Origin of the sequence: Yinghuangia sp. YIM S10712 (assembly GCF_051388935.1) — a bacterium.
Classification (GTDB): domain Bacteria; phylum Actinomycetota; class Actinomycetes; order Streptomycetales; family Streptomycetaceae; genus Yinghuangia.
In genome coordinates, this window is the sequence record NZ_JBPKBI010000008.1 from 133,952 (window position 1) to 151,859 (window position 17,908).

Sequence of the window (17,908 nt, forward strand, 5' to 3'; positions counted from 1 at the left end):
GCCCCGGTGCCGGCACCGGAACCGACGACACATCCCTGCCCGCGGCCCACGCCCCGACCCAGGCGGAGACCACCCCAGATGAGTGACCTCGGACTGACGATGGACACGGAGCCGCGTAGTCGGCGCCGGGGTAAAAACAGCGGATCCGGATCGCGAGGGCGGCGCAAGGAGAAGCGCGGACGCAGCGGCTGCGCGGTCTTCCTCGCCTTCTCGATCGTCATCGCGGTGATCGCCACCGGCGGCTGGTACGCGTATGGCTTCATCAAGGATCGTTTCGGCCCACCCCCGGACTACTCCGGCGCCGGCGTCGAAGGCAGCTCGGTCGTGGTCGTCGTCGAGTCGGGCTGGGGCGGCGCGCAGATCGGCAACGAACTCAAGCGCGCCCAGGTGGTCAAGAGCGTCGACGCCTTCACCAAGGTCTACACCGCCGACAAAATGCAGCGGAACATCAAGGCCGGCGCCTACGTGATGAAGAAGCACATGTCGGCCAAGTCCGCGTTCTCCTACATGGTCGAGGACAAGAACAGGGAGACCGCGACCCTTCCCGAGGGCACCCGGGTGAGCAAGGTCTACGAAATCCTCGCGCAGAAGATGAAGATCGACCCAAAGGAGTTCGAGGCCGCCGCGAAGGACCCGTCGATCGGCCTGCCCGCCTGGGCCAACGGCCAGATCGAGGGCTTCCTGTTCCCGATGCAGTATCCGGTCGCGCCCGGCATGAAGCCGGTGGACGTGCTGCGCGGCATGGTGGAGACGACGATGAACAAGATCGTCAAGCTCGACGTCGAGAACCGGGCCCGAGCGGTGGGCAAGTCGCCGTACGAGATCCTCATCATCGCGAGCATGATCCAGGCCGAGGCGAAGCAGGACGCCGACTTCGGGAAGATCTCCCGCGTCATCTACAACCGCCTCAACGCCAAACCGGCGATGAAGCTCGGCTTCGACTCGACGGTCAACTACGGCCTCAACCGCAACGACATCGTCGTCACGAACGACCAGACGAGGCAGGACCACCCGTGGAACACCTACACGCGTAACGGCCTGCCGCAGACACCCATCAACAATCCGGGGCAGGACGCCTTCGAAGCGGCTCTCGACCCGGTGCCGGGCGACTGGCTCTACTTCGTGACCATCAACCTGGAGACCGGCGAGACGCTGTACGCCAAGACGGCCGCCGAGCACGAGAAGAACAAAGAGAAGTTCGAGGCCTACATGGAGGCCCAGAAAGACAAGAAGAACGGCGGCTGAGACTCGTGGACGACCAACGCCGGGCGGCCGTGCTCGGCTCCCCGATCGCACACTCGCTGTCCCCGGTCCTGCACCGGGCGGCGTACGCGGCTCTCGGACTCGACGACTGGACCTACGACGCGTTCGACGTCGACGAGGCCGGACTCCCGGCATTCGTCGAGGGCTTGGACGCGTCGTGGGCCGGCCTCTCGCTGACGATGCCGCTCAAGCGCGCGATCCTGCCGCTGCTCGACGATATCTCGGCGACCGCGACCGAGGTCGACGCCGTCAACACCGTCGTGTTCGGCCCCGACGGTCGGCGGCGCGGCGACAACACCGATGTCCCGGGCCTCGTCGCGGCGTTGCGCGAACGCGGCGTCACGCGCGTCGACTCCGCAGCGGTCTTCGGGGCCGGGGCCACCGCGACCTCGGCGCTGGCCGCGCTGCGCGCTGTCTGCGACGGCCCGGTCCGCGCCTACGTGCGCGGTGCGGTCCGGGCCCAGGAGATGTTCGAGGCGGGCGAACGGCTGGGCGTCGAGATCCAGATCCGCCCTTGGGAGGACGCCCACAAGGGCTTCGGCTACCCCCTCGTGATCGCCACGACCCCCAAAGGCGCCACCGACCACCTGGCCGCCCAGGTGCCGTCCGCCCCTGGTGTGCTCTTCGACGTGGTCTACGACCCCTGGCCGACGCAACTCGCGGCGGCTTGGTCGGGAACGGTGGTCGGCGGCCTCGACCTGCTGGTCCACCAGGCGGTTCTGCAAGTCGAATTGATGACCGGCAGGCCCGGACCGCTCGCCGAGATGCGCGCGGCGGGGGAGAAGGCGCTCGCGCGGCGGGGGAGCGGGCAGACGGCCTGACTCGTGCGGGCGGGACGCGGTTCGTGCGGCATCCCGCCCGCCTGCTTGGGCGGTTGTCGTTGTGCCTTCGTATCGCAAACCGGGTTCGCTTCCGAAACCGGTGCGCGGCCAGGGGTGTTCGGTTGTTTCCCGGACACGCTTGCTGTGCCCGTGAGCTGCGGGGGCGTGGGCTTTGCCGCGCGACCTGGTGTGAACCTCGTTGCCCTTCTCGGCGTCGCCGGGTGCCGGGTGCCGGGTGGGAGTTGTCCACAGGCTTGTCGGCTGTGGATAACGCAGGGTGCCGCGTTGGTGATTCACCGTAAAGTCTGAGACGTGTTCACGAGTTCAACACTCCTGTGTGCGGTGATCGGTTTCGCGGCCGGAATTCTCTTACGGGTGCCGGTCGAGCGGTTGATCGGAGGTGCCGGCGGTTCGCTGCTCGTGTCCGCGTCGGGTGCGCCGCCGCGGGTGGTGGCACGTGGCGGGGGAGGATGGCCCCGCCCGCGTCCCGCCCTGGCTCTCGGGCTGGTCACCGGTGCGGTGTTCGCCGCTTTGGCATGGCGACTCGGCCCGGGGCTCGACCTGTTGGCGTTCCTCGTGCTCGCCGCTGCCGGGGTCGTGCTGGCCGTGGTCGACCTGCGGACGTTTCGCCTGCCCGATGCGGTGGTCGCGTCGTTGTTTCTGGCCGGGCTCACGCTCCTCGGCATAGAGGCCCTCGCCCTGGACGAATTCCGGGCGTACGTACGCGCGTTGCTGGGAGCGCTGGCGCTGTCGGCCTTTCACCTCGTGCTCGCGGTCGCCCGCGCGGGCGCGCTGGGGTGGGGAGACGTCAAACTCGCGGCAGTGCTCGGGTTCCACCTTGGTTGGCTCGGTTGGGACGTGTTGGCCGCAGGGGCGTTCCTGTCGTTCACGGGCGCCGGGGTGACCGCGGTCGTGATGTTGGCGACGCACCGGGCACGCCCGGAGACGGTGTTGGCGTTCGGGCCGTGGATGCTCGTCGGAGCCTTGGGAGGCGTTCTGTGCGGCGAAGAATTGGTGACCGCTTACCTCGGATGGTGACCTCGTGGTCCCGGAGCGTCGGCGTCAAGCGCGTCCAGGGCGTCCAGGACGTCCAATGCGGCCTGTGCGGCGTCAAGTTCGTCTTCGTTGAAGACCCGCACATCGACGCGGCGCAGCGCCGCCGCCGTGACTCCCTCGCCGGTGACGCGTGTCGCGGTGAACGTCCCGTCGTACGTCTCGCGGTTGCCGCAGGACGGACTGCGGGCCTTGAGGACCGCGATGCGAATGCCGTGTCGGGCGACCAGGCCGAGGCTGATGCGGGCACCTTCGAGATAGGGGTCGGTGACGTCGTCGCCGTCGCAGGTCAGGACTCGTGCGGTGCCGTCGAGGACGCCCGCGCCCTGACCGCCGGGAATCTCCGCGGGCGGGCGAGGCGTCGACAGGCCGCCCGCAACTTCGGGGCAGACGGGCACCACGCGGCCGTCCGACACCCATTGGGCCAGGCGGTCGTCGACGGCGAGGACACCGCCGTCATAGGCGACGCGCTGCCCCAGGAGACAGCGGCTGACCAGAACCTTGTGCACGATGCGCCTCCGATGCAGTCGGTGGGGCGTTGGGGGCGGCTCGGATCCCATCGTGCCGGTTCCGGGTGTGGTGTGAGGCTCGGAGGTGTGAGGGGTCGCTTGTCTCGATCGAGTGCGGGGTGGTCAAGGCGGTGCGGTGACGAGGACCGACGAGTCCTTCGGCCCACGGCACGCGGTGGCGCCAAGCGCCGTCGTCGACGAGGGTGCGCGGTCGCGTTCTACCCGGCCGGTTTCGTGCCGTGCCCGATTCTGGTGTGTCGTCGTCCGCACCCTCCGGCCGCGTCTCGTCGGGCCCTGCGTCCGCGTGCCCGGCTGCGACCGGTCCCGGTGCCCTGTCGGATGCCGCGCCACCCGGACATGGTTTGCAGGGCCGGTCCAGTACTCGGACGGGGACGCGGAGCGTGAGGGCGGGCATGAAAGGATCGGGACAAGGAGGCCTCCCCGCACGCGCGGGGGCGCCGCCATCGCTGTCCCGCTCGGCGTCGCGCCGCCGGAGGCCTCCCCGCACGGACAGGGACGTCCCCCGGCGGGTGCCGGGCTGTACTGGAGGAACACCGTTGGGCAACTTGCGCTGGCTGACCGCGGGCGAATCGCACGGGCCCGCCCTTGTCGCGACTCTTGAGGGGCTTCCCGCCGGAGTGCCCGTCACGACCGAGGCGGTCGCCGACGCGCTCGCCCGGCGACGGCTGGGTTACGGCCGCGGCGCCCGGATGAAGTTCGAGCGCGACGAGGTGACCTTCCTGGGCGGTGTCCGGCACGGACTCACGATGGGCAGCCCGGTGGCGATCATGGTCGGCAACACCGAGTGGCCCAAGTGGGAAACGGTCATGGCCGCCGACCCGGTCGACCCCGACGTGCTGGCCGGTCTCGCGCGCAACGCCCCGCTGACGCGCCCGCGCCCCGGCCACGCCGACCTCGCGGGCATGCAGAAGTACGGGTTCGACGAGGCCCGTCCGATCCTGGAGCGGGCCAGCGCGCGCGAAACCGCGGCCCGGGTCGCGCTCGGCGCGGTCGCCGCGTCGTTCCTGGCGGAGGCCGCCGGCATCCGCATCGTCAGCCATGTCGTCGAATTCGGCGCGGCCAAGGCACCCAGCGGCACCGTTCCGGTGCCCGAGGACACCCCCCGCCTGGACGCCGACCCGGTGCGCTGCCTGGACCCCGAGGCGAGTGCCGCCATGGTCGCCGAGGTCGACGCCGCACATGAGGCGGGCGACACCCTTGGCGGCGTCGTCGAGGTGCTGGCGTACGGCCTGCCGCCGGGCCTCGGCAGCCACGTGCACTGGGACCGACGGCTGGACGCCCGCCTCGCTGCCGCGCTCATGGGCATTCAGGCGATCAAGGGCGTCGAGCTCGGCGACGGCTTCGACCTGGCCCGGGTGCGTGGTTCGCAGGCGCACGACGAGATCGTCCGGACGCCCGAAGGGGCGCGGCGTACCTCCGGGCGTTCCGGCGGCACCGAGGGCGGAATGTCAACCGGGGAGGTGCTGCGGGTGCGCGCCGCGATGAAGCCGATCGCCACCGTGCCCCGGGCGCTGGCGACGTTCGACGTGCGGACGGGTGAGGTCGCGCAGGCACACCACCAGCGGTCCGACGTCGCGGCGGTGCCGGCGGCAGGCATCGTCGCCGAGGCCATGGTCGCGCTGGTGCTGGCGGACGCCGTCGTGGAGAAGTTCGGCGGCGACTCGGTGCCCGAGACGCGACGCAATCTGACCGGCTACCTCGACGCCTTGGCGATCAAGTAACGGCCGGGCGCGAGACGGGGAAAGGGTTCGCGATGGAGACGCCGACCACAGGACCCGCGGTCGTGCTCGTCGGCCCGCCCGGGGCCGGCAAGACGACCGTCGGTCTGTTGCTGGCCGCCCGCTTCGGTACGGCCTTCCGGGACACCGATGCCGACGTCGAGGAAGCAGCGGGCAAGCCGATCCCGGACATCTTCGTCGACCACGGCGAGGCGCACTTCCGCGAGCTCGAACACCGGGCGGTGGCCGCAGCGCTCGCCGCACACGAAGGTGTTCTGGCACTCGGCGGCGGCGCGGTCTTGGACGCCGAGACCCGCAAACTGCTCGTCGGCCACCCGGTGGCGTTCCTCGACGTCGAACTGTCCGACGCGGTGCGCCGCGTCGGACTCGACGCGCCGCGCCCCCTGTTGGTCGGCAATCCGCGCGCCCGGTGGCGGGAGCTGATGGAGCAACGCCGGCCGTTGTACGAAGAGGTCGCGACCGTTGTGGTCGCCACCGCGGGGCGTACACCCGAGCAGGTCGCCGACGAGCTGGTGGACGCGCTCGCGCGTACCGGCCGAGTCACCGGGCCGGGTGCCGGCTTGGGCGCCCCTGCCGACGATGATGCGACAAAGGACCAGGAGCGATGAGCGCAACCAGCGACGACCCCGTCCGGATCAGCGTGGGCGGTGACGCCGAGCCTTATGACGTCCTGGTCGGCACCGGCCTGCTCGGTGAGCTGACCGGCATGCTGGGCCGTAAGGTCCGCCGCGTCGCGGTGCTGCACCCCGAGGCGCTCAGCGTCGCGGGCGAGGCGGTGCGCGAGGATCTGGCGGCGCAGGGATACGAGGCGATCGCGATCCAGGTGCCGAACGCCGAGGAGGCCAAGGACGTCCAGGTCGCGGCCTACTGCTGGGCGGTGCTCGGGCAGACCGGGTTCACCCGCTCCGACGCGATCGTCGGCATCGGCGGCGGCGCGACCACGGACCTCGCGGGCTTCGTCGCGGCCACCTGGTTGCGCGGCGTCCGCTGGATCGCGATTCCGACCACGCTGTTGGCCATGGTCGACGCCGCGGTGGGCGGCAAGACTGGGATCAACACCGCCGAGGGCAAGAACCTCGTCGGGGCCTTCCACCCGCCGTCCGGGGTGCTGGCCGACCTGGCGACGCTGGAGACGCTGCCGCCCAACGACTACATCAGCGGTCTCGCCGAGGTGGTCAAGGCCGGCTTCATCGCCGACCCGGTGATCCTCGACCTCATCGAGGCGGACCCGGCCGGTGCCCGGACTCCGGAAGGGCCGCACACCGCCGAGCTGATCGAGCGCGCGATCCGGGTGAAGGCCGAGGTCGTGACCGCCGATCTGAAGGAGTCCGGCCGCCGCGAGTTCCTCAACTACGGCCACACCCTCGGCCACGCGATCGAGAAGGCCGAGCGCTACAAGTGGCGGCACGGTGCGGCGGTCAGCGTCGGCATGGTGTACGCCGCCGAACTCGGGCGTCTGGCAGGTCGGTTGGACGACGCCACTGCGGATCGCCACAGGACGGTCCTGGAAGCCCTCGGTCTCCCGCTGACCTACCGCGGCGACGCGTGGCCGAAGTTGCTCGACACCATGCGGATCGACAAGAAGTCCCGCGCCGACATGCTGCGGTTCGTCGTTCTTGACGGGCTCGGGAAGCCCGCGATCCTTGAGGCCCCCGACCCGGCCATGCTGGCTGCGGCCTACGGCGAGGTGGCGCGTTCGTGACCGTGACCAAAGTGCTCGTCCTCAACGGCCCCAACCTCGGGCGCCTCGGCAGCCGTGAGCCGGATGTGTACGGTTCGACGTCGTACGCGGGCCTGGTCGCCGCCTGTGAGAAGACCGGCGCCGAGCTGGGCTTCGCGGTGGACGTCCGGGAGACCAACGACGAAGCCGAGATGATTCGCTGGATCCACCAGGCGGCCGACGAACGCACGCCGGTCGTCATCAACCCCGGCGCGTTCACGCACTACTCGTACGCGCTGCGCGACGCGATCGCGCAGCGCACCGCGCCGTTGATCGAGGTGCACATCTCCAACCCGTACGCGCGCGAGGAGTTCCGGCACACCAGCGTCGTCGCCGCGGTGGCCAGCGGCACCGTCGCGGGTTTCGGCATCGGCTCATACCGCCTCGCCCTGCGCGCACTCGCCGAGGAACTCGCCACCTGACCGGGGCCATGAGGTTTGGGGGGTCGCCGGGTTCTGTGTGGCAGCGGACGGACGCAGTATCGAGGCCGTTTCCGACGCGGGCGAACAGCACGATCACGCCATGGCCGATCCCGAGGAGTACCGACCACCAAGATCCACCTCGCCACGACGGCCGAGGCCGACCCTCGCCTTCGTCCTGACCGGCGGCCAACGCAACGACTGCAGTCAACTTGAACGTCCTCGGCCGCGCATCCACGACCGCAGTCCGGGCCCCGCCCTAGCGGCGCGGGAGGCCGAGGCGCTCGGCGAGGGCGCCGGCGACTTCGGGGCGAGCCAGGTATTCGTCGATGTCGTGGGCGCGGTCGCGGGGGTTGTCGACCGAGGACTCGGCGGTGACACCGGACCAACGACCGCGCAGTGGGCAACCGATTGCGACGGCGTCGGACGGTGCCCAGGCGTTGAACCACCACGGCACCCGCTGTGGGCAGTGCGGGCCGCCGGTGAGAAGTCGGTCGTACACGGTGTCGAGCCCGAGCGGCGCGCCGAGCGTGACGAGGCCGGTGATGCCGAGGCTGTCGGGCAGGGTGGTGAGCAGATCCATCGCGATCACCGTGCCAAGACTGTGCGCCACGAGAACGATGCCGCCGGTCGTGGGGACGGTCTCCCGGACGCACGCGAGCACATCGTCGCGGATCCGCCCGTCGTCGAGGTAAAGGGCGACGTCGCGGAAGGCGCTTGCGACGACCAGTCGGTCGACTCCGGAATGCCGGGCGAGCCAGTCCAGCGGACGGCGGGCCAGGCGCACGACGTCGCCTGGCAGTTCCAAGCCCTCCTCGCGCGGAGGTTCGTCCGCCCCGACGGACATGCCGCTTGGCATGCCGGCCTGCTGCGCGGCCTGGTCGAGCAGGCGGGTGTAGAGCTCGCGTGCGGAACCGGAGACCGGCGCGGCCGCCGCCGCCGGGTCCTGGGCGACCGCGTCGAAGGTGGTGCCGACTGTCTCCTGGGTCCGCAGTGCCGCCGCGAGTCTGTCGCCGTAGTAGGGGAAGAACACGTCGGCCGCGTCGACCGCGGCGTACCCGAGGCGGCCGAGCCCGCTGTTGAGCCCGGAGGCCCAGACGCCGCGCAGCGCTTCGGGGGCGCGGCCGTGCTGGCTGCGGCCGTGCAGAAACACCAATTGGCGCGTGGCACCGAACGCGTCCGCACGTCCGGCAATGCCGGTGAGTACGGGCGCGGCCTCCGCGACGCGGGGCGCTGGAACCCCCGCCCCGACGCCTGCGACCCCGGTCGGCCCGGACGACTCGGTTCTCGACGCCGGGACGGCCCCGGAGGCAGAGGCGGGCGCGACATGCTCAGCCGTTGACCCGACAACCGCAGGGCCGAGCTCGGCCAGCACCGCGTGTGCCTCGGGCGGGGTGTGCGCGACGAGGTGACCCACCACCGCGCTGATGCGCGAGCCTTCGTTCGCGACCCACTGGACCGCGGCGTCTCCCTGCTCGGGGCTCCACAAGCCGCCGTCGACGTTGAGCAGGCGGCCCTGGTCATCCGTCGCGGGCACGCCGCGGTGGTGCAGGGCGATGACCTCCCACTGGTCGTTGAAAACCGGTGAGCCCGAGTTGCCCGGCTCGGTGTCGGTCCGGTAATGCAGGAACTCGTCGAGGCGGACGATGAGTTCGTTGTCCCGGATGCAGATCTCCTTCAGTCTCCCCGAAGGGTGGCCGACGATGTTGACCGGGTCGCCGATGACGTGCTTCCCGGCGGAGGGATCCAGACGGTTCCACCCGAACACCTCGCCCGCCGCCCGGCCGTCCGGCCCCGGAGCCAGTGCGACGAGCGCGTAGTCGAGATGCTCGTCGGCGAAGAAAAAGTCACCTGGGGTGAAGTCGTGTTTGACGGTGGCGACGGGCATGTCGTCCAACCCGGCGTCCGCGCCGAACTCGACGAAGGCGTCCTCGGCGCTCGCGGCGTCGGGAAAGACGTGATGGTTCGTGAGCAGCAGGCGCGGCGCGACCAGGAAACCCGTGGCGCCCGGTTGGAGGCGGCCTCCGGCCCGGACCCAGATGCGGCCGACCGTGGCGCTCGCGCGGACACCGCGCGCGAGGAAGACGACGGACTGGAGGTCCCGGGAATCCCCGATGATCCGTTCGTCCGTCGCCACCGGGTCGCCGTCGGCCGGCAGGCCTCGGAGCACTTCGCCGGGCACGTGCCCGGACCGCATCAGGCGCCGGGCCCGCTGCCCGAGCTCCTCGGGCGCATCGGGAAACCGCATGCCCGAGGCGCGTCGCCGCGCGATGGCGTCGCGTTCGGCCTGCGACGCCCGGTGCCGCGCCGCCGCGGCTTCCATCTGGGCGACCTGCCGTGCGTGCAGGGCCGGATCGGTCGTCCCGCCGTGCCCGACTTCGCCGATGTGCATCCGAACCACCCCCCGATGCGTGGATTGCGGACGCCCGGTCGCCCGGGAGTCCCGACTCTCAAAAGCGTAGGACCGGGCTGAGCAGGCCGGACGCGAAATCCGCAGCGGACCCCGGAAGTCCTCCGAACGGGTGTAACGCGCTGCCGGAGTGCGCCCCCTGGTTCGAACGCGCATGCGGATCGTCAGGTCCGCCCCCCGCGCCCGCCGGGCCGAGCGCCGGGGGCGGGGTTACGCTGAGCGCATGCCCGAGGCCCACGCCGTCCGCCGTGAGAGGCTGCGCGCCCGCGTCGCCGCGAGCGGCGCCGACGCCGCACTGATCACGAACCTCGTCAATGTGCGGTACCTGACCGGGTTCACCGGTTCCAACGCCGCGCTCCTGGTGCACGCCTCGGTCGAGGACGGTGCGTCCGGCCGTTCGGGGGTCGTCCTGGCGACCGACGGCCGGTACGTCACTCAGGCCGGCGAGCAGTCACCCGATGTCGAGCTGCTGGAGGAGCGCCAGGTGGCGCCCGCGCTCGCGAAGCGCGCCGCCGACGACAAGGTGCGCAGGCTCGCGGTCGAGGAGCACGCGGTCACGGTCGAGCTGCACCGCAGGCTCGCCGAGGCCGCGGAGGGGACGGCGCTGGTGGCGCTGGGCCGGGTCGTCGAGGAGCTGCGCCGGGTCAAGGACGCCGACGAGATCGCGACGCTGCGCATCGCCTGCGAGATCGGCGACCAGGCCATCGCCGAGATGATCGAGTCGATTCTCGTCGGCCGCACCGAGAGGCACATCGCCCTGGAGCTCGAACGCCGGATGGCGGACCACGGCGCGGATTCGCCGGCGTTCCCGACCATAGTGGCCTCCGGTCCGCACTCCGCGATCCCGCACCACAGCCCGGGGGACCGCCGGGTCGAGGACGGCGACTTCCTCAAGATCGATTTCGGGGCGTGCTACCGGGGCTACCACGCGGACATGACGCGGACCTTCGTGATCGGCAACGAGCCGGCCGACTGGCAGGTCGAGGTGTACGACGTGGTCTTCGCGGCGCAGAAGGCCGGTCGCGAGGCGCTGGCTCCGGGAGTGGAGACCGCCGCCGTGCACCGCGCGGCGAAGGCCGTGATCGACGCCGCCGGCTACGGCGAGTACTTCCCGCACGGCCTCGGCCACGGGGTCGGCCTGGAGATCCACGAGGACCCGCGCATGGGCCCGGAGACGGACGGTAAGCTGGACGCTTGCATGCCGGTCACCGTCGAACCGGGGATCTATCTCCCCGGGCGCGGCGGCGTCCGCATCGAGGACACCCTCGTGGTCCGACCGCCTGAGGACGGCGGGCCCGAGCTACTTACCATCACGACCAAGGAACTGCTCGTCTTGTAGCGCGTGCGCACGCGTGCCGAGGGCGACGGTTCGCCGGTCCGAAGCAACGCAGGAGATCCCGCACTCGTGGCCACGACCAACGACCTGAAGAACGGCATGGTGCTCAAGCTCGACGGTGGACAGTTGTGGTCCGTCGTGGAGTTCCAGCACGTCAAGCCGGGCAAAGGCCCCGCTTTCGTCCGTACCAAGCTCAAGAACGTGCTGTCCGGCAAGACCGTCGACAAGACGTTCAACGCGGGCATCAAGGTCGAGACGGCCAACGTGGACCGCCGGGGCATGCAGTTCTCGTACAAGGACGGCGCCGACTTCGTGTTCATGGACACGGAGACCTACGACCAGCTCCCGGTGACCCCCGAGGTCGTCGGTGACGCGGCGAACTACCTGCTGGAAGGCTTCGAGGCCACCGTCGCGATGTACGAGGGATCGGCGCTTTACGTCGAGCTGCCGGCCTCCGTCGAGCTGACGATCGAGTACACCGAGCCGGGCGTGCAGGGCGACCGCTCCACCGGCGGCACGAAGCCGGCGAAGCTGGAGACCGGGTACGAGATCGCGGTTCCGCTGTTCATCACGACCGGCGAGAAGGTCAAGGTGGACACGCGTTCCGGCGACTACCTGGGTCGTGTGAACAACTAGTGGCCGGTGCCCGTACCAAAACCCGTCGCCGCGCTCTCCAGATTCTCTTCGAGGCGGACCAACGCGGCGGGGACCCGGTGACGGTGCTCGCGGACTGGGTGGGACGTTCGCGCAATGACGCGGACACTCCGCCGGTGGCCGAGTACACGATGCAGTTGGTCGAGGGCGTGCAGAAGCACCGCACCCGTATCGACGACCTGATCTCGACCTACTCCGTCGGCTGGACCATGGACCGGATGCCGACGGTCGACCGCAATGTGCTGCGGCTGGGCGTGTACGAGTTGCTGTGGGAAGACGGCGTGCCGGACGCGGTCGCGATCGACGAAGCGGTCGAACTGGCCAAGGAGTTCTCCACCGACGACTCGCCGCAGTTCGTCAACGGCCTGCTGGCCCGGCTGAAGGACCTCAAGCCGACACTGCAGCGCTGACCGCACGCATCCGCCCCCGGCGGACGACGGTTTCGACGCCCGCGGAGCGCAAGCCTCCGCGGGCGTCGGTGTGTTCGGACCATCCGTCGGCCCCGTCCAACGACAGTTCCTGATCTGCCGTCAGCAGCCGTTTGGCGCAACTTGCTTCGGACCGGCGGGGCACATGGTCCGGTGCGCGCGCAAATCGTGGTGGCAGGCCCGGGCAGGCCGTACGTTCAGGACCATGGTTTCCGCTGCGGGATCCGACGACGGCGCACCGTCGTCGGCCGCATTCGTTCCCCTGCCGCGTGTCGTCCGCATCGGCTACGGATTGGGCTCGTTCGGCACCGGGATCTTCGGGGCGGTGCCCGGGCTGCTGCTCCTCTTCTACCTCACCGACGTGCTGGGTGTGGCGCCGCTGCTCGCGGGCGTTGTGGTGTTCCTGCCCAAGGCCTGGGACGCGCTGGCCAACCCCTACGTCGGAAGCCTCTCCGACCGGACCGAGCACCGCTGGGGTCCGCGCCGCCCGTGGATGCTCGGCGGCGCGCTCACGCTGCCGTTCCTCTTCACCGCGATGTTCGCCGGGCCGCCGCTGACCGGTGATTGGGCGGCACTGTACGTGGGCGGGATGTACCTGCTGGCCGCAACGTCCTTCGCGGCCTTCCAGGTGCCGTACATCGCGATGCCCGCGGAGATCACCGCCGACCACCACGAGCGCACGCGCATCATGTCGTGGCGCGTCGCGTTCCTCTCCTTCGCCATCCTGCTGTCCGGCGGCATCGCACCGCTGATCGCCGGCCACTCCGGCGACGACGATCCCGGCTCCGTGAACGGCTACCGCATCATGGGGGCCTCCCTGGGCGCGCTGCTGATGGTCGGCATGCTCGCCGCGTTCTTCACCACCGCGCGCGCCCGCAGTGTCGTTCCGGCGGTTCCGGGGGAGCGGTCGATCCTGCGGCAGATGGCGATCGCCCGGACGAACCGTTCCTTCATGAACCTGCTGGGCATGTACGTCGTCCAGGCGACCGGTGCCGGTGCGATGCTCGCGGGCGTCCAGTACTTCTCCACATACATCCTCGACGACCCCTCCGCCACCACGTGGCTGTTCGCCGCCCTCGTGTTGCCGTCCATCGTCGCGATGCCCCTGTGGTCGCGCGCGGCGCTGCGCTACGGCAAGCGCAACTCCGCGTTCGCGGCCTCGTGTTGTTTTCTGGTCGCGGCGCTGCTGATGATGTCGGCGGGCCACGTGTCCGCGGGCGTCGTGTACGGCATCACGGGGTTCGCCGGAGTCGGCTACGCGGGCATGCAGATGCTGCCGATGTCGATGATCGCGGACGCGGTCGCGGCCGACGCCATGACCACCGGAAAGCGCCGCGCGGGAGTGTTCACCGGGGTGTGGACCGCCGGCGAGATGCTCGGACTCGCCCTGGGCGCCGGGGTGTTCGCGGCGGTCCTCCAGATCAGCGGCTTCGTGTCGTCGGCCGCGGACCACCGCGTGCCGCAACCGGACAGCGCGCTGACCGGGGTGCTGCTCGGCTTCACTCTGCTGCCCGCTGTTCTGCTCGTCGTGAGCATGCCGTTCATCCTGCGCTACGACCTCACCGAGGAGAAACTGGCCGCGCTGCGGGACCGGTATGCCACCGTCCCAGCCCAGGTCGCGCGCACCGCGGCGCCGGTCCGCGCGGAGGAGGAGTCCGCCTGAGCCGACGGGCCGGGCGCACCCGACGCGTGCGCCGGTCATGTGAGGCGGCACAATCGTGACCATGGTTGACGAGCGGCGGCGCCCCCGATTGCAGGACGTCGGGGACGAGCCCGATTACCGCTTCACGCTGGCCAACGAGCGCACCTTTCTCGCGTGGATCCGCACGGCTTTGTCGCTGCTCGCGGGCGGGGTCGCGGTCGTGCAGTTCCTCCCCGACCTCGGGCCGCGCAGTGTGCGGTTGCTTCTCGGTTTCGTGCTCGTCGCAATCTCGGCGCTGTTGGCCGGGGCCGCGTACCGCCGTTGGTTCCGCGTCGAGCGCGCGATGCGGCTGGGGCAGGCGCTTCCCGGGACACCGATGCCGCTCATGTTGTCGCTGGGCGTCGCTGCGGTCATCGTCGTCAGCGTCGTCCTGATGGCCGTCGGATGAGCGACCACGGGCCGATCGACCCGGGCCTTCAGCCCGAGCGCACCAGGCTCGCGTGGTCGCGGACATCGCTGGCCTTTCTTGCCAACGGCGGACTGATGCTGCACGCGGGGCACGACGCGGACTGGGTGTGGCTGCTGCCGGGCTCGGCGGTCATCGCCGTTTCAGGGCTGGTCTACGCGGCGGGGGAGGCGCGGTATCGCCGGGTCGGGGCAGCGGTGCGCGAAAACGAACCGGTCACCGGGAGCGCGCTCGTCGCGGCGACCGCCGCCGCGGCCCTGTTCGCCGCGTTGATGGCCGTGGCGGCGATGCTGTGGCTGGGCGCGGACGGCTGACGGCTGCGGCGGACGGTCGCGCCGTGTGCGGTCATACGGACCACCACCAGGCCTGCCGCAGGGCCTCGGGGATGCGGCCGTCGTCGCGGAGGGTCTGGAGGCCCTTGCGCAGGCCGGTGGTCAGCTCCTCAAGGCCCGTCGGACCGACCGCGTCCGCCCAGGCGCCCTGGACGTCGGCGAGCTCGGCCCAGATGATGGCGACGCATTCGCGGCCGCGCGTCGTCAAGGTGATGCGGCGGGCCCGGCGGTCCTCGGGGTCGGGCCGGCGCTCGACGTAGCCCTGGCGGGCCAGGTGGGTGACGACTTCGCCGGCGGACTGTTTGGTCATGCCCAGGCGGCGGCCGAGCTCGGTGGCGGTCGTGCCGTGCTCCCCGACGAGGGTGAGAGCGAAGCCGTGGGTGGGACGTACATCGTCGAAGCCGGCCGCGGTCATGCGGTCGATGAAGACCTGGCTGATGCCCCGGACGGCGCCGACGAGCAAAGTCACGAGTTCCGACCCGGATTGGGCTCCGGCTACCGCGTCCTGATGCACGCGGTCAGACTACCTGTCTAACTGGTCGCGGAAGCCGGCGAGGGTCCGCCTGACGCACCGGCCCACCCCCGCGCAGCGCCACGGTCCGCGCACCGCACTGAGCCGGTTCCCCGCACCGCGCGCGTCCCCCGCGCCGGGCCCGCTCCCCGGACCGGTCCGTTCCCCGTTCCCCGTTCCGCGCACCGCGCCCGCGTCCGCACCGCGCCCGTTCCCCGCGCTGGGCCGCTTCGCGCGCTGTGCTCGCGGGCCCGACGCGTGCGGACCCGGGGCCGGGTGTGCGCCCGGATCGGCAATCGCTGCACCGGTGTTCGTGTTTCAGGCCGGTTTCGGCGACCACGACAAACAGGGGGCTCGGAGCATCCCTGATTCGATGAGGAAACAGTAAGGTTTCCTGGTCACATTGCATTGTCGTTTTGCATTTGTCATGTTGCATTCGGTGACCGAGTCCGCTGACGGGTGACAGAGGTGCTCGCCCATGGGATGTCGTCCGACCCCGAGCCGCGAGCCGGGGCAGCGCGGTCTCGGGGGGTGTGGGGAAGGTGCGTGGCCATGAGTCTGCCCGAATCCGGGCGCAAGCCCCCGACCAGCGCCGACGTCGCCCGGCTTGCGGGTGTGTCGCGGTCGACGGTTTCGTACGTCCTCAACTCCCCGCCGGGCGCGCGCGTCAGCGCCGAGACGCGCGAGCGCGTGCTCAAGGCGGTGCAGGAGATCGGCTACGCGCCCAGTGCCCCGGCGCGCTCGCTGCGCTCCGGCACCAGCGACATCGTCCTGTTCCCGCTCCCGGTCCAACCGATGGGCCAGCTCCTGGAGCAGTTCATCGACGAGTTCGCCGAGGGTCTGCGTCGCCAGGACCTCAAATTGCTCATCCACGGCGACCGCTACGCCCGGGGTGCCGACGGGGCGCGCACCTGGGCCGCGTTGCGCCCGCTCGCGGTGCTCGCCGAGGCGAACCGGCTCACCGACGACGGCGTGAAGGTGTTGCGCCGGGCCGGTGTGCGGGCGGTCTTCGCGTGGGGGCGTGAGCAGCACCCCGGGGTGCCGACCGCGATCTTCGACAACCGCGACACCGGCGCACTCGCGATCCGCCACCTCGTGGCGCGCGGACACCGCCGCATTGCCTGCCTGGTGCCCTCGGGGCCGCTCGCCGCGCTCGCGAACGAACGCTGGGAGGGCGCGAAGTCGGCGGCGGAGGAGGCCGGTTGCCGGCTCGACCGGGTCGACGTCGGATACGTCCGCGACCACGTCCTCACGGTGGTCCGCGACTGGCAGCGGCAGACCGACCCGCCGACGGCGGTCTTCGCGGGCAACGACGACTTCGCGCTGATGATCGTGTCGGCGTTGCGCGAGTGCGGCTGGTCCGTCCCCGAGGATGTGGCCGTGGTCGGCGCCGACGACCTGCCGTTCTGCGACCTCGTCTGGCCGCGGCTGACCAGTGTCGCGATGCACACCCGGACGATGGGCAGCGGCGCCGCCGACGCGCTGACCGCCTTCATGACCGGGCGTCCGTTCAAGCACTTCGACCACATGGTGGTGCATCCGCGCGTCGTCGTCCGCGAATCCGGCTGACGGCCGGTGTGTGGTGACGGCGCCGTCCCGGGGACCGGTGACATTCCGTCAGCACCCGTGCCGCATGCTGACGTTCGGGGCACGGTCGACGTCGCCCGATGCTCTCTCAGCGGACGGAGTGTCGCAAAAGGCGGACAACCGCTGGGTGTTGCCCACCGGCAATGACGACGGCGGGGGGGGGAGGTGTACGGCCTCCCGNACGGTCGACGTCGCCCGATGCTCTCTCAGCGGACGGAGTGTCGCAAAAGGCGGACAACCGCTGGGTGTTGCCCACCGGCAATGACGACGGCGGGGCCGGGAGGTGTACGGCCTCCCGGCCCCGCCATGGTGTGACGCTGCGTCAAGTGCCTTGCTCAGACACTCGGCGTGGTGTCGACCGCGCGCCGCGCCTCCGGGTTGAGGACTCCCCAGCTGATGAGCTGCTCGGTGAGCACGCTGGGCGACTGGTCGTAGATCACGGCGAGCGTGCGCAAGTCGTCCTGACGGATCGACAGCACCTTGCCGTTGTAGTCGCCGCGCTGGCTCTGGATGGTCGCGGCGTAGCGCTGGAGCGGCCCGGCCTTGTCGGACGGGACCTGTGCGAGGCGTTCGAGGTCGAGAACGAGGCGCGGGGGCGGCTCGGCGGCGCCGTTCGGCGTGCCGCCGGGCAGCAGCTCCTGGACCGGAACACCGTAGAAGTCGGCGAGCTCGGCGAGACGCTGCACCGTGACGGCGCGGTCGCCGCGCTCGTACGACCCGACGACGACGGCCTTCCAGCGCCCCTGGGACTTCTCCTCCACACCGTGCAGGGACAGCCCCTGCTGGGTACGGATGGCGCGGAGTTTGGCCCCGAGTTGCTTGGCGTAGTCGCTGGACATCTGGCTCCCAAAAACAGGTGACTGACCGTGAAGGCCCACCGGTTCCTTGTTGAGCCGATGGGAGAGGCACCACCGTTGCGTCGCGCGATCCCGCCCGATCCGAGAACGAATCGGGGTGCCGGCCCGGAACCTCGGCCGACGCGTCGCGAGTGTCGCGT

General features: G+C 70.8%; 18 protein-coding genes. 14 read left to right on the forward strand and 4 right to left on the reverse strand.

Annotated elements, in window-relative coordinates; translation table 11 throughout:
- Nucleotides 1–78: 78 nt before the first annotated feature.
- From mltG to ACRX5W_RS18495, 3 genes are all read left to right on the forward strand, one after another.
- Nucleotides 79–1,245: an endolytic transglycosylase MltG gene (gene mltG / locus ACRX5W_RS18485; RefSeq protein WP_436789287.1), complete on the forward strand. Its 1,167-nt coding sequence runs from the start codon at nucleotides 79–81 to the stop codon at nucleotides 1,243–1,245.
- Nucleotides 1,246–1,250: 5 nt separating this feature from the next.
- Entirely contained in the window at nucleotides 1,251–2,084 is an 834-nt protein-coding gene (locus ACRX5W_RS18490) for a shikimate dehydrogenase (protein WP_436789288.1), read from the forward strand.
- Nucleotides 2,085–2,396: 312 nt separating this feature from the next.
- Nucleotides 2,397–3,122 carry a prepilin peptidase gene (locus tag ACRX5W_RS18495; RefSeq protein ID WP_436789289.1) on the forward strand — a complete coding sequence of 242 codons (726 nt, stop codon included), beginning with the start codon at nucleotides 2,397–2,399 and terminating at the stop codon, nucleotides 3,120–3,122.
- On the opposite strand, the gene ACRX5W_RS18500 is transcribed toward ACRX5W_RS18495, so the two are convergent.
- A complete protein-coding gene (locus tag ACRX5W_RS18500; protein WP_436789290.1) occupies nucleotides 3,107–3,646 on the reverse strand; it encodes a DUF523 domain-containing protein in 540 nt (179 codons plus the stop codon). The two genes, ACRX5W_RS18495 and ACRX5W_RS18500, sit on opposite strands and share 16 nt — an antisense overlap.
- A gap of 557 nt (nucleotides 3,647–4,203) precedes the next feature.
- Between ACRX5W_RS18500 and aroC the strand changes: the two genes are divergently transcribed.
- From aroC to aroQ, 4 genes are read left to right on the forward strand one after another with little or no spacing between them, the layout of a single operon-like run.
- Nucleotides 4,204–5,388: a chorismate synthase gene (aroC, locus tag ACRX5W_RS18505; RefSeq protein WP_436789291.1), complete on the forward strand. Its 1,185-nt coding sequence runs from the start codon at nucleotides 4,204–4,206 to the stop codon at nucleotides 5,386–5,388.
- A 32-nt stretch (nucleotides 5,389–5,420) separates the two neighbouring features.
- Nucleotides 5,421–6,014, forward strand: a complete 594-nt coding sequence (locus tag ACRX5W_RS18510) for a shikimate kinase (RefSeq protein WP_436789292.1) — start codon at nucleotides 5,421–5,423, stop codon at nucleotides 6,012–6,014.
- Nucleotides 6,011–7,108 carry a 3-dehydroquinate synthase gene (gene aroB / locus ACRX5W_RS18515; protein WP_436789293.1) on the forward strand — a complete coding sequence of 366 codons (1,098 nt, stop codon included), beginning with the start codon at nucleotides 6,011–6,013 and terminating at the stop codon, nucleotides 7,106–7,108. Before ACRX5W_RS18510 ends, aroB begins: the two co-directional genes overlap by 4 nt.
- Complete coding sequence (aroQ, locus tag ACRX5W_RS18520) at nucleotides 7,105–7,548, forward strand: type II 3-dehydroquinate dehydratase (RefSeq protein ID WP_436789294.1); 444 nt, start codon at nucleotides 7,105–7,107, stop codon at nucleotides 7,546–7,548. The genes aroB and aroQ overlap by 4 nt, the downstream gene beginning before the upstream one ends.
- 256 nt (nucleotides 7,549–7,804) lie before the next feature.
- Here the strand turns inward: aroQ and ACRX5W_RS18525 are convergent, their stop codons facing one another.
- Nucleotides 7,805–9,937 (reverse strand): trypsin-like peptidase domain-containing protein, encoded by a 2,133-nt coding sequence (locus ACRX5W_RS18525; RefSeq protein ID WP_436789295.1) that lies wholly within the window; start codon nucleotides 9,935–9,937, stop codon nucleotides 7,805–7,807.
- A gap of 241 nt (nucleotides 9,938–10,178) precedes the next feature.
- Between ACRX5W_RS18525 and ACRX5W_RS18530 the strand changes: the two genes are divergently transcribed.
- The 6 genes from ACRX5W_RS18530 (at nucleotide 10,179) to ACRX5W_RS18555 (ending at nucleotide 14,795) form a co-directional block, all read left to right on the forward strand.
- Nucleotides 10,179–11,294 carry a M24 family metallopeptidase gene (locus tag ACRX5W_RS18530; protein WP_436789296.1) on the forward strand — a complete coding sequence of 372 codons (1,116 nt, stop codon included), beginning with the start codon at nucleotides 10,179–10,181 and terminating at the stop codon, nucleotides 11,292–11,294.
- A gap of 66 nt (nucleotides 11,295–11,360) precedes the next feature.
- Entirely contained in the window at nucleotides 11,361–11,927 is a 567-nt protein-coding gene (efp, locus tag ACRX5W_RS18535; protein ID WP_436789297.1) for an elongation factor P, read from the forward strand.
- Nucleotides 11,927–12,355, forward strand: a complete 429-nt coding sequence (nusB, locus tag ACRX5W_RS18540) for a transcription antitermination factor NusB (RefSeq protein WP_436789298.1) — start codon at nucleotides 11,927–11,929, stop codon at nucleotides 12,353–12,355. Before efp ends, nusB begins: the two co-directional genes overlap by 1 nt.
- 223 nt (nucleotides 12,356–12,578) lie before the next feature.
- On the forward strand, nucleotides 12,579–14,036 hold the full coding sequence (locus ACRX5W_RS18545) for an MFS transporter (protein ID WP_436789299.1): 1,458 nt from the start codon (nucleotides 12,579–12,581) through the stop codon (nucleotides 14,034–14,036).
- A 61-nt stretch (nucleotides 14,037–14,097) separates the two neighbouring features.
- Nucleotides 14,098–14,463: a YidH family protein gene (locus ACRX5W_RS18550; RefSeq protein ID WP_436789427.1), complete on the forward strand. Its 366-nt coding sequence runs from the start codon at nucleotides 14,098–14,100 to the stop codon at nucleotides 14,461–14,463.
- Nucleotides 14,460–14,795 (forward strand): DUF202 domain-containing protein, encoded by a 336-nt coding sequence (locus tag ACRX5W_RS18555; RefSeq protein WP_436789300.1) that lies wholly within the window; start codon nucleotides 14,460–14,462, stop codon nucleotides 14,793–14,795. The genes ACRX5W_RS18550 and ACRX5W_RS18555 overlap by 4 nt, the downstream gene beginning before the upstream one ends.
- Nucleotides 14,796–14,826: 31 nt before the next feature.
- Here the strand turns inward: ACRX5W_RS18555 and ACRX5W_RS18560 are convergent, their stop codons facing one another.
- Nucleotides 14,827–15,327, reverse strand: coding sequence for a MarR family winged helix-turn-helix transcriptional regulator (locus ACRX5W_RS18560; protein ID WP_436789301.1), 501 nt, complete (start codon nucleotides 15,325–15,327; stop codon nucleotides 14,827–14,829).
- Nucleotides 15,328–15,876: 549 nt separating this feature from the next.
- On the opposite strand from ACRX5W_RS18560, the gene ACRX5W_RS18565 reads away from it, so the two are divergent.
- Nucleotides 15,877–16,893: a LacI family DNA-binding transcriptional regulator gene (locus ACRX5W_RS18565; protein WP_436789302.1), complete on the forward strand. Its 1,017-nt coding sequence runs from the start codon at nucleotides 15,877–15,879 to the stop codon at nucleotides 16,891–16,893.
- Between the two features lie 353 nt (nucleotides 16,894–17,246).
- Here the strand turns inward: ACRX5W_RS18565 and bldD are convergent, their stop codons facing one another.
- On the reverse strand, nucleotides 17,247–17,750 hold the full coding sequence (bldD, locus tag ACRX5W_RS18570) for a transcriptional regulator BldD (RefSeq protein ID WP_231777218.1): 504 nt from the start codon (nucleotides 17,748–17,750) through the stop codon (nucleotides 17,247–17,249).
- Between the last annotated feature and the right edge of the window lie 158 nt (nucleotides 17,751–17,908).

Excerpts from the sequence above, each read along its gene's own strand:
- mltG (WP_436789287.1), top strand. The coding sequence starts at position 79 with ATGAGTGACCTCGGACTGACGATGGACACGGAGCCGCGTAGTCGGCGC.
- ACRX5W_RS18510 (WP_436789292.1), top strand. The coding sequence starts at position 5,421 with ATGGAGACGCCGACCACAGGACCCGCGGTCGTGCTCGTCGGCCCGCCC.
- aroB (WP_436789293.1), top strand. The coding sequence starts at position 6,011 with ATGAGCGCAACCAGCGACGACCCCGTCCGGATCAGCGTGGGCGGTGAC.
- ACRX5W_RS18525 (WP_436789295.1), bottom strand. The coding sequence starts at position 9,937 with ATGCACATCGGCGAAGTCGGGCACGGCGGGACGACCGATCCGGCCCTG.
- ACRX5W_RS18530 (WP_436789296.1), top strand. The coding sequence starts at position 10,179 with ATGCCCGAGGCCCACGCCGTCCGCCGTGAGAGGCTGCGCGCCCGCGTC.
- ACRX5W_RS18545 (WP_436789299.1), top strand. The coding sequence starts at position 12,579 with ATGGTTTCCGCTGCGGGATCCGACGACGGCGCACCGTCGTCGGCCGCA.
- ACRX5W_RS18550 (WP_436789427.1), top strand. The coding sequence starts at position 14,098 with ATGGTTGACGAGCGGCGGCGCCCCCGATTGCAGGACGTCGGGGACGAG.
- ACRX5W_RS18555 (WP_436789300.1), top strand. The coding sequence starts at position 14,460 with ATGAGCGACCACGGGCCGATCGACCCGGGCCTTCAGCCCGAGCGCACC.
- ACRX5W_RS18565 (WP_436789302.1), top strand. The coding sequence starts at position 15,877 with ATGAGTCTGCCCGAATCCGGGCGCAAGCCCCCGACCAGCGCCGACGTC.
- bldD (WP_231777218.1), bottom strand. The coding sequence starts at position 17,750 with ATGTCCAGCGACTACGCCAAGCAACTCGGGGCCAAACTCCGCGCCATC.